The organism is Verrucomicrobiota bacterium, assembly GCA_016871675.1.
In the GTDB taxonomy this organism is placed as follows: Bacteria; Verrucomicrobiota; Verrucomicrobiia; order Limisphaerales; family VHCN01; genus VHCN01.
Genome location: VHCN01000079.1, coordinates 1 through 13,667, shown reverse-complemented (window position 1 = coordinate 13,667; position 13,667 = coordinate 1). Strand labels below are relative to the sequence as shown.

The window sequence follows — 13,667 nt, the reverse complement described above, 5'->3', positions numbered from 1 at the left end:
CTCTTGGCGGCGGTCCAGCTCGCGGTGGCTTGAAGCGCGTCGTTCGCGCGCTCCACCGGGAAGCGATGCGTCACCATGCTGGCGAATGGAAACGCGTCCGGCGTCGTGCGCAAGAACTCGATGGCCGCCTTCAAGTGCCGCGGCTCGCTTCCCCAAGAGCCGAGCACGGTGAGTTGCTTGCGCGTGATCACGTGGGGGTTCATCGGCACCGCGCCCGCGTCGCAATATTGGCCGAGCACAAGGAACTTGGCCCCGTCGCGGCACATCTCCATCCCCTCGGGCACGGCGGCCGGAAGACCGACGCATTCGAGCACGACATCCGCGCCGTGTCCGCCGGTGAGCCGTTTCACTTCGGCGATGCGTTCGGCAGGGGTGCGAAGCTGCGCGATGTCCAGGACGGCATCCGCGCCGAAGCGCTTCGCCATGTCGAGGCGGTGTTGGGGCGCGCCGAGGACGATGACTTGTCCCGCGCCCGCGCTCTTCGCCACCGCGAGCGCCGCGATGCCGACGGGTCCCGCGCCCTGCACCACGACGGTGTCGCGCCACGCGATGCCCGTGCGCTCGATGCCGTGCACGGCGGTGTTGAGCGCGCAGCCCGCGCCGATGATCGCCTCGGTGGGCAGGTCGTCGGGCAGCTTGAAGAGCGCGGTGCGCGGGCTGAGGTAGTGGAAGTCCGCATAACCGCCGAGCAGGTGCGGGGGCGCGGCGCACGGGCAACTGATGCCGTAGGCGCGCCGATGCAGGCAGCGCGTGGGCTGGCGCTTCTCCGCGCAATAGTAGCAGCGTCCGCACGCAAGCCCCGCGCTCCACGTCACGCGGTCGCCGAGGTCCAGCGGCTGGCCAGCCCAGTCGGTTTCCAGGCCGTCGCCGAGTCGTGCGATGCGGCCGACTGTTTCGTGTCCAAGAATGACCGGCAGCGTGATGGGCAGTTCGCCTTTCCAAAGATGCACATCGGTCCCGCAAATGCCGGCCATCTCCGTGCGCACGAGCGCGGCGCCCGGCTCGATGCGCGAGGGGAGTTCGTAGTCGTGAAGCGTGAGCGGCGCGGAGAATCGCTCGAGCACGGCGGCCTTGGCGGTGGGCATGGCGGGACGATAGGAAGGCAGGGCAGGGAAGGGCAACGGAATTGAGCGACACGAAATGCGTGTCGATCGGTTGGATTGACCAGCATCGGAGCATCGGGCAACTTCTCCAAAAGCTGTGACCCTGCCCGAGCCCAAACGAGTCCGACCGTGGAGCATGACGCGCCGCGAATTGCTGCGCGCCGGGGCGCTTGGATTGTTCGGATTGACCGCAGCGGACTGGGTTCGCGCCCGGGCCGGGGAGGCTCCGGCGGGCGGTTCGTTTGGCCGCGCCAAGCGGTGCATCCTGCTCTTCATGTGGGGCGGGCCGGCGCATCAAGACACGTGGGACCTGAAGCCTGACGCGCCGTCGGAAGTGCGCGGCGAGTTCAACTCCATCGCGACCCATGTGCCGGGCATCCGCGTGTGCGAGCACTTCCCGATGCTCGCGCGACGGATGGACCTGCTTTGCCAGGTGCGTTCGATGACGCACGACAACGGCGACCACACGACTGCGACCTCGTATCTGCTCACGGGCGAACCGCCGGTCAAGACGCCCGACAAGCGCGCCGAGTGGCCGCACATGGGCGCCGTGCTGTCGAGCCTCTGGCGCGGGAGCGGCGCATTGCCGCCGTTTGTCTCGATGCGGCCAAAGCTCGAGAACGACGTGCCGCGGTTCGTCGAGCAGAGCCAGGGACAATTCGCGGGCTGGCTCGGCCCGCTGCACGACCCGCTGACGATCGACGCCGACCCGAGCCGGCCGGACTACCGCATCGGCGAGCTCACGCTCCACCCGGAGCTGTCCGTGCGGCGGCTTCAGGAACGCCGCGACCTCGCCTCGCATCTTGACCGGCGGCTGGAATCGCTCGCGCCCAACTTCGCGGCGCAAGATTTGAACTCGCGGCGCGCGTTCGAGCTGCTCACGGCGGCGGCCACGGAGCGCGACGCGTTCAACCTCGGCGAGGAATCCACCAAGCTGCGCGAGCGATACGGGTTGAATCCGCACGGCCAGTCTGTGCTGCAAGCGCGGCGGCTCGTCGAGCGCGGCGTGCCGCTGGTCACGGTGTTCTGGCCGAACGACGGCACGAAAAACGTGAGCGTGTATTGGGACACGCACAGCCGGAACTTCACCGACTTGAAGACGCGCCTCATGCCTGTCGCCGACCGGGCGTTCTCCGCGCTTCTCGACGATCTGAAGTCCCGCGGGATGCTGGACGACACGCTTGTCATCTGGACCGGGGAGTTTGGCCGCACCCCGCGCGTGGGGCAGCGGTCGAGCGACGCGGGCGCCGGACGCGACGGGCGCGACCATTGGGGCGGCTGTTTCACGAGCGTGCTGGCGGGCGCGGGCGTGAAGGGCGGATTTGTTTACGGGAAGAGCGACAAGGAGGCGGCATTTCCCGCTGAGAATCCAGTCGCCCCGCGCGACCTGATCGCGACGGTTTACCATCTGCTCGGCGTGCCCGAGCAGCAGATGCTGCTGGACAACGGCGGGCGACCACAATTCGTGCGGCCGGGACGGGCGATTGCAGAGTTGCTGGCGTGAGCGCTGGCGATTCCATTTTCAAGGGAAGGCAAACCCGCGGTTGATTTTCGCGACACGCGCGGCGAACGTCCACTCCGCGCGAACCGCCGCCGGCGAACGCCCCGCTGCCCGCAATGCGCGGAGGCTCAATGCGTCGTGGCGTTTCGCGAGCCGCTGCCCGGAGGCATCCCTCACAAGCGGGCAGTGGAGAAAATCCGGCGGCGACATTCCGAGCGCGCGGTAAAGAAGAAGTTGCCGCGCCGTCGAGTGCAGCAAGTCCTCGCCGCGCACGACCTCGGTGATCCCCATCGCGGCGTCATCCACCACGACGGCGAGTTGATACGAGGGGACGTCGTCGTGGCGCCACGCGACGAAATCACCGAAGTCCTTGCCGGCAACGAACGCCTGTGGCCCGAGCGCCGCGTCCGTGAATCGAATCACCTCGCCATCCGGGACGCGAAAGCGCCAGTTCAGTTTCGGTTTCGCGTGCCCGGCCCGGGGATTCGAGCCTGAACCCCCTTTCGATTCATCGCGGGTTGGCGACGCCTCGATTGGGGAATTGGAAACTCCAAACGCCGAGCCCGCCCGGGCCCGGCAAGTGCCGGGATAGACCGGTTCCTCCTCGCCCTCGTGGGGCGCTGCAACCGCGCGGAGCACGTCCTGCCGCGAACATGTGCAGGGAAACAAGAACCCGCCGGCACGGAGCCGGTCGAACGCTGCACGATAGTGATGCATTCGAGAGGACTGCGAATAAGGCGCGAACGGTCCGCCGATGTCGGGACCTTCAGTCCACGTGAATCCCATCCACCGCAAGTCCTCGAGCATGGCGTCGGTGAATTCTGGTTTCGAGCGCTGCGGGTCGAGGTCTTCGTTCCGCAACACGAGCGTGCCGCCGTGATCGAGTGCGCGCTGCTGGGCCGTCCAGAAAGTCCGCGCGTGCCCGGTGTGAAGCAACCCCGTCGGCGACGGCGCGAGCCGTCCGCGATACGGGCGCGGCGGCAAGTTCGTCGGTCGGGGTTGCAAGTCCACGCGGGAATCAGAACGTTTCGTCCGGATGACAGGCAAGCCATTCGGCAAGCCCGGGAAGCGGGAATGAGAGGAGCGACTGCGCCTTCGCCGAGTCGAGCGACGAGTCCGGTGCCCGCGGCGGTCCCGTGTAACTCGCGATGGAAGCCGCCTCGATGCGCGGCTTCAAGTGCGGCCATCGCGCGGCGACCAGGTGCCCGATTTGCAGGCGCGAGAGGCGTTCGCGCCCGGCGACGTGCAGCAGGCCGGTCGTGCCGAGCATCACCAGTTCCCAAATGGCCCGCGCGGTCACGGTCGCAGCAAGCGGAGAGCGATACTCGTCCTCGAAGAGCTTCGGCACCGCGCCCGCGGACCACGCCCTGCGCAGTTGTTCGTTAAAGCCGCGATCGCCCGCCGGCGACGTTCCGCCGGTGAGCGATGTCCGCACGACGAGGTGCCGGGGATTCGCAAGCACGACCCGCTCGGCAGCGACCTTGGTCTCGGCGTAAACGCCGAGCGGACCGACCGCATCCGGTTCTTTGTAGCCGCCTTTTCGCCCATCAAAGACGAGGTCGGTGCTGATGAACACGAATGGAATTCCGGCCGCGAGTTTCGCGAGTTGCGCGGTCACGTCCACGTTTTGCAAGCGGGCGAGCCTTGGATTCGCTTCGCACTCCGGAGCGCGGCTCATCGCGGCGCAATGAATGATGAGCGAGGGTTTCGTCGCGCGGAATGCAGCCTCGACAGCGGCAAAAGCGGCCAGGTCGAGCCGGTCGCGCGTCAAGCCGACGACTCGCCACCGCGCCGCGAATTCGGCTGCCGCCCGGACGAGGTTGCTGCCGATCAAGCCGCCCCCGCCGGTGATCCATGCGACGGGCCGGGCGTCATCAGTCGAGTCGTTCACGGCGGGCGGATCAGTCTTCGAGCTTCTTGCCCGTCGTGTCCGGGGCGAACCAGATGACGATCATCCCGAGGCCATACACGAGCCCCATGATGGCGCCGGCCTTCGAGTAGCCGCCGAAGAAACTTGTAAGCGCGCCCGCGGTCAGCACTCCGCCGGCGACGGCAAACCGGCCGAAGTTGTAGCTCAGCCCCGTGCCCGACGCCCGCACGCGCGTCGGAAAGAGCTCCGGCAGGCACAGCGGCAGCCAGCCGAAGAACAGCGTCGCGATGAGTCCCTGCACCACCACCATCGGCAGGAACGCCGGGTGCAAAGGACGCAGAAACCAGAAGATGAAGAACGTCAGCGAGACCGAGCCGAGGCTGATGAGAAAGTAGGTGAGCCTCCGGCCGAACATGCTCGCCACTTGTGCGCCGAAGAAGCTGCCGACCGCTGCGCCGGACGCCCAACAGGCCTGGGTCGTGGCCTTGTAGCCGGGATGCTCCGCCCCGGCGACGGCATCCGCCCAAGGCGTGAGCCAGCGACCGGAACTCCACGCCGCGACGAGCGGGATGGAAGCGAGCAGGATTCCGATGATGGTCGTGCGTCGTAACGCCGGGTGGAACAACTCGCGCATCGGTGTGTCCGTCTTCTGGTGTGGGTTGTTGCGCGTCGCGAGCCACTTCGGCGACTCGGGAACGAGCGCCAACGCAACGATGCCGACGATCGCGGGCGCGGCGGACGCAAGAAACAGCCAACGCCAGTTTTCGGGCGTCACCGTCCACATGCGGCTCATGAGCGAAATGACCAGCATGCCGACATTGGCCGACGTGCCGATGAGCCCGGCCATCCACGGGCGCGACACATCGGGGCAGACTTCGGAGACGAGCGAGACGCCGTTCGGCCACATGCCGCCGACGCCCAACCCCGCGAGGAAGCGCAGCACGAGCAGTTGTTCCTGCGTCTTCACGAACGCGCACGCGCCCGCGAACACCGTGTAGCACAGGATGCTCACGCCCATCGCGCGCGCGCGGCCGCACCGGTCCCCGAGCCAGCCGAGCAGGATGCCGCCCGTCGCCGCACCAAGGCTGAGCGCGGCGGTGAAGTAGCCAAACCAAACGGCTGAAGTGTCCTTGTCGAACGCATCGCCCATGAGGTCGCGCGAGACGGAGAGCGACGCGAGCGGCAGCGTGCCCATCTGGACGCCGGCGCACATCCAACCGAGGAAGGCCACGACGACCGTGAGCACTTTACGCTGGCCCGGAGCGTCGGGGGTCGTGTTCATTCGGATGGCGCAGGACTGCGGGTAAACGTGGACATCCGCGCCAGTGCAACATCCGGCCCGGAAGCTGGCAAGGCGATTGGGCCGCAAAGTGCGGCTCAACTTCCTGTGCGCGGCCCGGCGCAAGATCGGTTCAATCTACGCCAACGTGGGCGCAGCAGGGGGTGCCGTCAGAAGGGTATTCAGTGGGTGGAGGAGCGGAATGCTCACTCTAAACTTATGGATACTCGAATGCATTCCTTCGCGCAGCTTGCGGTGGCCGTCATCGCGAGTTGCTCAGCGGCACTCGGCGGAACGCTCGCTGCAGCAGACTTGCCGCCGAAGCCGGCGCCCGCGGTCTTCGACGAGGAGATGAGCGGATACCGCAAAACCGAACCGTCGGGCGCCATCACCGCGCTTCAGAAGCGGCTCGAGCGCGGCGAGGCCAAACTGGCGTTCGACGCGAAGCAAGGCTACCTGCCCTCGTTGCTGCGAGAACTCGGCCTGCCCGCGTCGTCGCAGTTGCTCGTGTTCTCCAAGACGTCGCCGCTGCGGCACTTCATCTCGCCGCACAATCCACGCGCGCTCTACTTCAACGACCACGTCTGGCTCGCTTACGTGCCCGACGCGCCCAACATCGAGCTGGCCGCGAGCGACCCGCGGCTCGGGGTCGCATTCTACACGGTCGAGCAGAAGTTTTCGCCCACGCCGATGCCGGTGCGCGACGATCGCTGCCTCGAATGCCATGCGACGGCGAAGTCGCTCGGCGTTCCCGGGCTGCTGGCGCGTTCGTTTCTCACCGACCAGGAGGGCGACGTGGATTTGTTGAGCGGACGGAGCATCAACCACCGCACGCCCATCGCGGATCGATGGGGCGGATACTTCGTCACCGGCCAGCACGGCAGCCAGCCGCATCTCGGCAACCTGTTTGGCGCCGAGGCCATCGCGCAGCACAAGCGCAACCCGCTCGCGAATGGAAACCTCGCCGAATTGCGCCGCTACTTCGAAACCTCGAAGTATCCCGAGCCGGGCAGCGACATCGTCGCGCTGCTCGTGCTCGATCATCAGGCGCACATGCACAACCTGCTCACGCGCCTCGCCTACGAAACGCAGGCGGCGCTGCGCGACACCGGCACGATCGCGCCCGCCGCGCCGGCCGTGGAGGCGGTGCTCAAATACCTGCTCTTTGCCGACGAGGCGCCGCTTGGCTCCGCCGTCACGGGGTCCAGCGCGTTTGTCACGGCCTTCGAGAAGGGCGGCGCGCGCGACAAGCAGGGGCGCTCACTCCGGCAGTTCGATCTGCAGACGCGGCTGTTCAAGTTCCCGTGCAGCTTCATGATCTACTCCGAGTCGTGGAGCAACCTGCCCGCGGCCGCGCGCAAGCGGCTCTACAAGCGCCTTTGGGAAGTGCTCAGCGGCGAAGACACGTCGCCGGCGTTCCGGCATCTCGGCGCGGACACGCGGCGCGCGCTGACGGAAATCCTCACCGCGACCAAAAACGACCTGCCCGCGTGGTGGGCCTTGTGAACGCCGCAACCCGACGAGCTGCGAACCGGATGAAGCCACCCTCGCGACGCAGCCCACACTCCAATGTCCTGAGGTGCGCGGCGTCGGCCGTGATGTGGCTCGCGTGCGCGAGCTTCGCCCACGGAGCCACGGCCGCCGCGGACGGTGGACCGAAGATTTTCCAGTGGCGCCCGTTCCTTGCGCCGTTTCACACCGTCGTGCTGCACCTGCCGATCGGATTCCTCACGATGGGAGTGATCCTCGAAATCTACCGCCACTTCCGCCCGAGCGCGGAACTCAAGCGCGTGACGACGCTCGTGTTGTGGCTGAGCCTCGCGAGCGGGTTGGTTACGGCCGGGCTCGGCATTCTCCGCGCAGCTTCGGGCGGCTACGAGATGCGGGCGCTGAGCCTGCATCGGTGGATCGGCATGGCCGTGCCGATTGCGACGCTCTTCACGCTCGGTTGCCAGCGCGTGGCCTATCGCAACGAGCATCGCATGGCATGGACGGCCGGCTATCGCGCGTGCCTCGTGCTCACGTTCGCGTTGCTGGTGGTGGCCGGTCACTACGGCGGAAACCTCACGCACGGCTCGACTTACCTGACTGAGAACGCGCCCGAGTTCGTTCGCGAACTTCTCGAGGAACCGTCCACGGGGACGACGTCCGACATGCCGTCCGCGGCCGGGACGCTCGACGAGAAGCAGCGGTTCTTTGTCGAGCGAGTGCAACCATTGCTGGCGGCCAAGTGCGTCCGTTGCCACGGGCCGGAGAAACAAAAGGGCGGCTACCGGATCGATTCCGCGCACCATGCGCTCAAGGCCGGCGAGAGCGAGAAGCCGGGCATCGTCGCGGGCGACCCGTGGAAGAGCCACGCGCTGCACCTGGTCAGCCTGCCGCCCGGCAACGAGGAGATCATGCCGCCGGAAGGCAAGGAGCCGTTAACGCCGGAGGAAATCGGACTCCTCGTTCACTGGATTCGCATCGGCGCGCCGTTCGTCGAGGCGCGTCCGGCCGCCGCAGAAACGAATGCCGCGGCGACACCGCGATGAGGCGTGTCACTCCGCCGCCGCCGCGGGAATCGGCGCAGGCTGCGCAGCGGGGGCGGGCTCGGGCCGGCCTTGCAGCACGGGACTTGGCCGGCGCGCTTCGAGCACGACGCGGAAGCCGATGATGTTCACCCGATGGCCGGGCGAATCGAACAGCCGCGCGGACGAAAGCAGATGCACGGGCTTGGCCGAGCGCCACGAGCCGCCGCGGAGCGTGCGATATTTCCCCTCGTTGTTGTAAGGGTCCTGGCACCATTCCCACACATTGCCGCCGAGGTCGTGGAGTCCCTGCCCGTTCGCCTTGAAGGCGCCGACCGGGGAGGTGAAGTCATGCTCGTCCACGTGCAGGTGCGGGTCGTAGTTGCCGGCGCCCTTCGGCGGCGGCCAGTCGCGGCCCCACGGAAACACGCCGGCCGTCGCGCAATCGCGCTCCGCGGGCGTGGCGCCGGGTTCCTTGGCGAGCTCGACGGCGGCGCTCCATTCGAGGTCGCTGGGCAGCCGATACGTGTCGTTCTCGCCGATGCGCTGCTCGCGGCGCTCCTTCTCCGTGAGCCACGCGCAAAAGGCGAGGGCGTCGTTCCAGCTCACGTTGACCGCGGGATGGTCGGCCTCTTGTTTGAACGTCGGCCGTGTCCACGCATGATCGGTCTGCTTGGCGAACACCGCGTAATCCTGGACGCGCGTGGGCCAGATGGCGAAGAAGACCGGCGTGCCGGCCACGGGCACGAAGCGCATGGCGAGCGTGTTGACGAAGGTCTGCTTGTTCAGGCGGACGGCCATCGCCCCGAGCGCGTTGCAGCGGCCGAGGCCGATGGAGACGGTGCGCGAGACGGGCTCGAACAACCCGGTGTCGAGGGTGAGCTGGTAGGTGCCCGGCTTGACGTGCGCGCCGGGGTGAAATGGAACCCCGTTGAGGAACACGACGAGCATGTGGGCGTCCTCGATGGCGCGGCCGTTGGCCTCGAGCCGGAAGTCCACCGTGGTGCGGGCGAGCAGCCGCGCATGAACCTTCGCGCCGACCCGCCACAACGCCCAGGCGCCGACGATGGGCACCACCAGCGGCCAGAGCGAACGCCAGAACTGCGAGGCGAGGCCGGTGGCCGTGACAGCAAAGAACAACTGCGCCCACGCCCATCGCCGGGCGCGCTCAAAGTTTTTCGCGACGGCTTCCTTCAACTGGTGCTGCTCGTTGCTGAGCCGCTTGAAGAGCCGCTTGCCTTCGAACGCAAAATCGGAGTTCTTCCAGTTGGCGAGGTTGATCTGAAACTGGATGAGGTCGTCGTGGAATTGCTGGAGCCGATCATCCGTGGCGGCCTGCTTCGGCGCGATCTTCCACGGTTGCGCGAACGGCGCGCCCCACGGCGCGAGCACCTGGACTTTCAGCCGCGCAAACCGGTCGTCGACGTCCGACAACTGCTTCTTCCACTGGTCGAGCACCTCGTTGATGTGGTGGTAGGGCAGGTCGCCGAAAATCTGGTTCAGGCTGGTGAGCAGGTTGGCCGCGCGCACGAAGTCCGCGTTCTCCGCGAGCGCGTGCGCCTGGTCGAGCGCTTCCTTCTGCTCGGCGTGTTTCGCCACAAGCACGTCGCACGCGGTCTTCACGCCCATCAAGTGAAGCACGACATCGCTGTGGAAGACGCCCTCGCCGTGCGCGAACTGCGCGAGGTCGCGGCGCGAGGACTGGAGCAAGACGGACGACGCGCGGCGAATCTTGCAGAACGCGCGGAGTTCGTGGGCGATGTCGAGATGGGACTCGGCGCCCGTGATGTCCCCCGGCTGGAACGCGTCGGCCAGCCGGTGCTGGTGCGCGACCAGTTCGCCGAGCGCCGCCGTGGCCTTGTCCTTCGCCTCGGCGATGACGGCCAGGTTCAACGAATGAGCCGCGGGCGAGAGCACCTCCTTGCCCAGGTCGAGCTGCGTCTTGATGAACGCCTCGATCGCGCCAAGCGCGGCCTCGGCGCGCTCGATGTCCGCGGTGATGAGCGCGACCGGGTCGCCTGTGATCGCGCCCGAGGCCTGCTGCGCGGCGAAGAATTCCTCCAGTTCGATCTGAAACTGCCGGTGCGCGAGCAGATCGGCGGTGTCCGTAAAGCTCTGGCTCGCCTCCGTGAGCGCCTCGGCGGTCACCTGCAGCACGGCAAGTTTGCGCGTCATCTCCGGGTTCATTCCGAGTGCCTCTTGAGTTGTTGGAGTGTCGCGATGGCGTTGGCCATCAACTGGCGCGATTGCTGGACCTGCTTCTCCCGTTGCAGCCGCGCGTCACGCTCCGCCTGCTCGGAAGCCAGGTGCGCCCGCGACTGCTCGAGTCGCTGTTGATCCGCCCGTTTCCGCTCCTCCTCCCAGGTCTGGAGCGCGCGCAACTGCCGCCGCTGGATCGAGAACAGCCCCACCAGCACCGCCAGGCAGCTCAAGCAGAGCAGCGGAAGGACCCACCCGGCATGGGTGCGGGCAAACTCGGCAAGTTCAGTAGCCATGGTTCCGTGCGCTGCGTCGCCCGTCCTCTTCGCGCCGCGCGAGGGAGCGGTTGGTCAGTGATTGAACAGAAACTCGCGGCTGCTCATCAGGCTCCAATAGATGTCCTCAAGCAAGGCGCGCCTCCCGGCGGCGGCGCACGCGGCAAGCGTGTCGGTGAACGTCGTCTTCTCCGCCTCCGTCGGGAATCGCGCGAGCGCGGCGAGGAACACGTCTTCGACCAGTTGCGCGTCCGGCGTGCCGGAGGCGAGCTGCTGTTCGAGGCGGTTGCCTTTGGCGGCAAGTTTCCGGTTCAGCGTGTCGCCGTTGGCGATGTGCAGCGCCTGCGCCATGCTCGGCTCGCCGGTGCGCTCGCACTCGCACGTGCGGTCGCGGTCGGGCCGGCCGAAGGTGCGGAGGAAATAGGAGTCGGTCTTCGTGTCGGGCAGTTGCAGCGCGCGGAATCCCACCGGATACGCCGGGCCGCGGCCTTGATTCGCGTTGCGCTTGTCCTGAAAGAAGTCCGTCGGCACGCCGGTCACGTGCGAATAGGAGTCAAGCAGCACCTCGGCCATGAGCCGCTTCGGGTAATAGTGCGAGTAGAAGCGCGTGTCCGCGGCGTTCGACGGCAGGGCGGCGCTCGTGCGCTGATAGGTCTCGCTTTGGAGGATGGCGCGCATGAGCGCCTTCAGGTCGAAGTTCCGGTCGGCGAGGTGGCGGCCGAGCGCGGTGAGCAGTTTTTCGTTGCTCGCGGGATTCGTCACGCGAAGGTCATCCACGGCCTCGACCAGCCCGACGCCCATGAAGTTGGCCCACACGCGGTTCGCGATGGAGCGCGAAAAATACGGATTGTCCCGAGACACAAGCCAGCTTGCCATCACGTCGCGCCGGTCGCCGGGCGCGTCGAACGCGAGGGGCTTGCCATCGAGCGGGCGCGGCTTTTGCGGCTTGCCCGTGAGCGGCTGGATGATGTCGCCCTCGGCGGCGGCGAAGATGATGCGCTCGCCCTCGGCGGCGCCGTTCTTGGCGCGGACGCGGGCGAACAGGTTTGCGAAGCCGAAGTATTCGTCGTTGGTCCACTTCTCCATCGGGTGGTTGTGGCACTTGGCGCAAGTGATCGAGAGGCCCATGAAAGCGACGGTCGTGGTCTCGGCCATTGTGGTCGGGTCGTCGTGCAGCACGAAAAAGTTGCCCGCGCCCATCTCGGCCGTGCTGCCGCGCGCGGTGACGAGCTCGCGCACGAAGCGGTCCCACGGGGTGTTCGCCGCGACGTGCGAACGAATCCAGTTGTAGTAGCTCCACATGGCCGCGGGGCGGAACTTGTCGCTGTTCACCAGCAGCAGGTCGCTCCACTTGTAAGTCCAGTAGTCCACGAATTCCGGCCGCGCGAGGAGCCGCTCGATGAGCGCGTCGCGCTTTTTCAGCGAAGGGTCCGCGAGAAACTCGCGCGCCTCCGCGGCGGCCGGCGGCAGTCCGATGGTGTCGAGGAACGCGCGCCGCAGAAACTCGGAATCGCCCGAGCGCGGGGACGGCGGGAGGTTCAGCTCGCGGAGTTTTTCCGTCGCGAGGTCATCAATGAAGTTGCGGCGCGGCGCCTTCGCAAAGACCGCGGCCGCGACCTTGTTCGTGTAAGGCACGGTGACCGTCGCCGTCGCAATGCGGCTCAAATACCACGCGGTGATCGCGCCTTCGCCGTGGCCGAGCACGGTCACGCTGCCCGTGTCGTTGACGGCGGTGACCGCGGCGTTGGCGTCGGTGTATTTCGCCCAGCGGGTGACGTCCTGCACGGAGCCGTCGCTGAAGTGCGCGCGCACCAGGAGTTGCTGCGTCGCGCCCGGCTGGAGCGTGGTGAGGTCGGGAAGAACCTCGAGGCGCGCGATGCGAGCCTCATCAGCGCGCGGGCCTTGCGCGCCCTCGGCGATCCATTCGGACAGGATCTTGTATTCGAGCGAGTCCACGTCGAATCGCTTGCTGCCCTTGTGCGGGATGGTCGAGGTGGGCTTGAGCAGGACGAGGCTGCGGCCGGGATCGCCGGGCACGATGCGCCGGCCGAGCGCATGCCGCGTGAGCGCGCGATGGTCGCCCTCGTCGTCGTAACCGCGCAGTGAAAGCCGGAAGCCGCCCTGACCGGCCGCCGCGCCATGGCACGCGCCGGAACTGCACCCGGCCTTCGCAAGCACGGGCTGCACGTGATTGCGGAAGCTCCACTCGAACGGCTTGTCCATGCCCGTCACGGAAACGGCGACCTTCGCGGACTGCCGGCCCGCGCGCGCGGTGATGGTGGCCGATCCATTCCTGACGGGCACCGCCGTGTCGCCTTCGATCCGCACCACACGCTCGTTGCTCGAAGTGAACGTGAGGCCGTTCGTTACCTGGCCGAGAAACTTCCCGCCGCTGGAATGCTCGACGACGAGTTGCTGCCGCGATGCGGGACCGGTGAAGGTGAATTGGGACGGAAGCAGCGTGAGCGAAGCCGCGTTCGCGACGGTCACGAATGCGATGAAACACGCGACTGAAACGAGGGGGTTCACTTTCGAACGGCAGTTCACGAAAAACTCTCCCGCGCCGGAAGGGCGCATCAGGCGAACAACTCCTTCACCGGCTGCGTGCCGAAGTCCACCAGCGGGAACGGCCGGGTCTGCGGGCCGGGCAGGTGCACGTCGAGGTCGAGCCCGAGGCTGTGATAGATGGTGGCGACGACTTCCGCGGGCTTCACCGGCCGCTCGGCGGGGAAGCCGCCGATTTCGTCGGATTTGCCGACCACACGGCCGCCCTTCACGCCGCCGCCGGCGAAATAAATTGTCCAGCATTGAGGCCAGTGGTCGCGGCCGCCGGCGGGATTCACGCGGGGCGTTCGGCCGAACTCGGCGAGGTTGCAGACGAGCGTGTCACCGAGCAGGCCGCGCTGCGCGAGGTCTTCGATGAGCGCGCT

At 67.2% G+C, this 13,667-nt stretch carries 10 protein-coding genes; 2 read left to right on the top strand and 8 right to left on the bottom strand.

What is annotated here, in order from left to right; genetic code table 11:
* A partial coding sequence (locus FJ386_13410) for a zinc-binding dehydrogenase (GenBank protein ID MBM3877690.1) occupies window positions 1-1,241 on the bottom strand: 1,241 nt, incomplete at its 3' end.
* Between FJ386_13410 and FJ386_13405 the strand changes: the two genes are divergently transcribed.
* Window positions 1,240-2,607, top strand: a complete 1,368-nt coding sequence (locus FJ386_13405) for a DUF1501 domain-containing protein (protein MBM3877689.1) — start codon at window positions 1,240-1,242, stop codon at window positions 2,605-2,607. The genes FJ386_13410 and FJ386_13405 overlap by 2 nt on opposite strands.
* Window positions 2,608-2,625: 18 nt before the next feature.
* Here FJ386_13405 and FJ386_13400 read toward each other — a convergent pair whose 3' ends face one another.
* Genes FJ386_13400 through FJ386_13390 form a run of 3 tightly spaced genes read right to left on the bottom strand, consistent with a single transcriptional unit; the run spans window position 2,626 to window position 5,756 of the window.
* Window positions 2,626-3,588 carry a tRNA glutamyl-Q(34) synthetase GluQRS gene (locus FJ386_13400; GenBank protein MBM3877688.1) on the bottom strand — a complete coding sequence of 321 codons (963 nt, stop codon included), beginning with the start codon at window positions 3,586-3,588 and terminating at the stop codon, window positions 2,626-2,628.
* 34 nt (window positions 3,589-3,622) lie between these two features.
* The gene (locus FJ386_13395) at window positions 3,623-4,495 is read right to left on the bottom strand and encodes an SDR family oxidoreductase (GenBank protein MBM3877687.1); all 873 of its coding nucleotides are present in this window, start codon (window positions 4,493-4,495) and stop codon (window positions 3,623-3,625) included.
* 10 nt (window positions 4,496-4,505) lie between these two features.
* Window positions 4,506-5,756 carry an MFS transporter gene (locus tag FJ386_13390; protein ID MBM3877686.1) on the bottom strand — a complete coding sequence of 417 codons (1,251 nt, stop codon included), beginning with the start codon at window positions 5,754-5,756 and terminating at the stop codon, window positions 4,506-4,508.
* A gap of 716 nt (window positions 5,757-6,472) precedes the next feature.
* On the opposite strand from FJ386_13390, the gene FJ386_13385 reads away from it, so the two are divergent.
* Entirely contained in the window at window positions 6,473-8,287 is a 1,815-nt protein-coding gene (locus FJ386_13385; protein ID MBM3877685.1) for a hypothetical protein, read from the top strand.
* Window positions 8,288-8,293: 6 nt separating this feature from the next.
* Here FJ386_13385 and FJ386_13380 read toward each other — a convergent pair whose 3' ends face one another.
* The 4 genes from FJ386_13380 to FJ386_13365 form a co-directional block, all read right to left on the bottom strand.
* On the bottom strand, window positions 8,294-10,438 hold the full coding sequence (locus FJ386_13380; protein ID MBM3877684.1) for a formylglycine-generating enzyme family protein: 2,145 nt from the start codon (window positions 10,436-10,438) through the stop codon (window positions 8,294-8,296).
* 8 nt (window positions 10,439-10,446) lie between these two features.
* Window positions 10,447-10,758, bottom strand: a complete 312-nt coding sequence (locus FJ386_13375) for a hypothetical protein (GenBank protein MBM3877683.1) — start codon at window positions 10,756-10,758, stop codon at window positions 10,447-10,449.
* A gap of 54 nt (window positions 10,759-10,812) precedes the next feature.
* Window positions 10,813-13,314: a DUF1553 domain-containing protein gene (locus tag FJ386_13370; protein MBM3877682.1), complete on the bottom strand. Its 2,502-nt coding sequence runs from the start codon at window positions 13,312-13,314 to the stop codon at window positions 10,813-10,815.
* Window positions 13,314-13,667, bottom strand: a 354-nt coding sequence (locus FJ386_13365; GenBank protein ID MBM3877681.1) for a DUF1501 domain-containing protein, incomplete at its 5' end; no start/stop codon positions are given. The genes FJ386_13370 and FJ386_13365, both read right to left, overlap by 1 nt.

Coding starts and splice junctions, on each gene's coding strand:
- FJ386_13405 (MBM3877689.1), top strand. CDS start 1,240: ATGACGCGCCGCGAATTGCTGCGCGCCGGGGCGCTTGGATTGTTCGGA.
- FJ386_13390 (MBM3877686.1), bottom strand. CDS start 5,756: ATGAACACGACCCCCGACGCTCCGGGCCAGCGTAAAGTGCTCACGGTC.
- FJ386_13385 (MBM3877685.1), top strand. CDS start 6,473: ATGCCATGCGACGGCGAAGTCGCTCGGCGTTCCCGGGCTGCTGGCGCG.
- FJ386_13380 (MBM3877684.1), bottom strand. CDS start 10,438: ATGACGCGCAAACTTGCCGTGCTGCAGGTGACCGCCGAGGCGCTCACG.
- FJ386_13375 (MBM3877683.1), bottom strand. CDS start 10,758: ATGGCTACTGAACTTGCCGAGTTTGCCCGCACCCATGCCGGGTGGGTC.
- FJ386_13370 (MBM3877682.1), bottom strand. CDS start 13,314: ATGCGCCCTTCCGGCGCGGGAGAGTTTTTCGTGAACTGCCGTTCGAAA.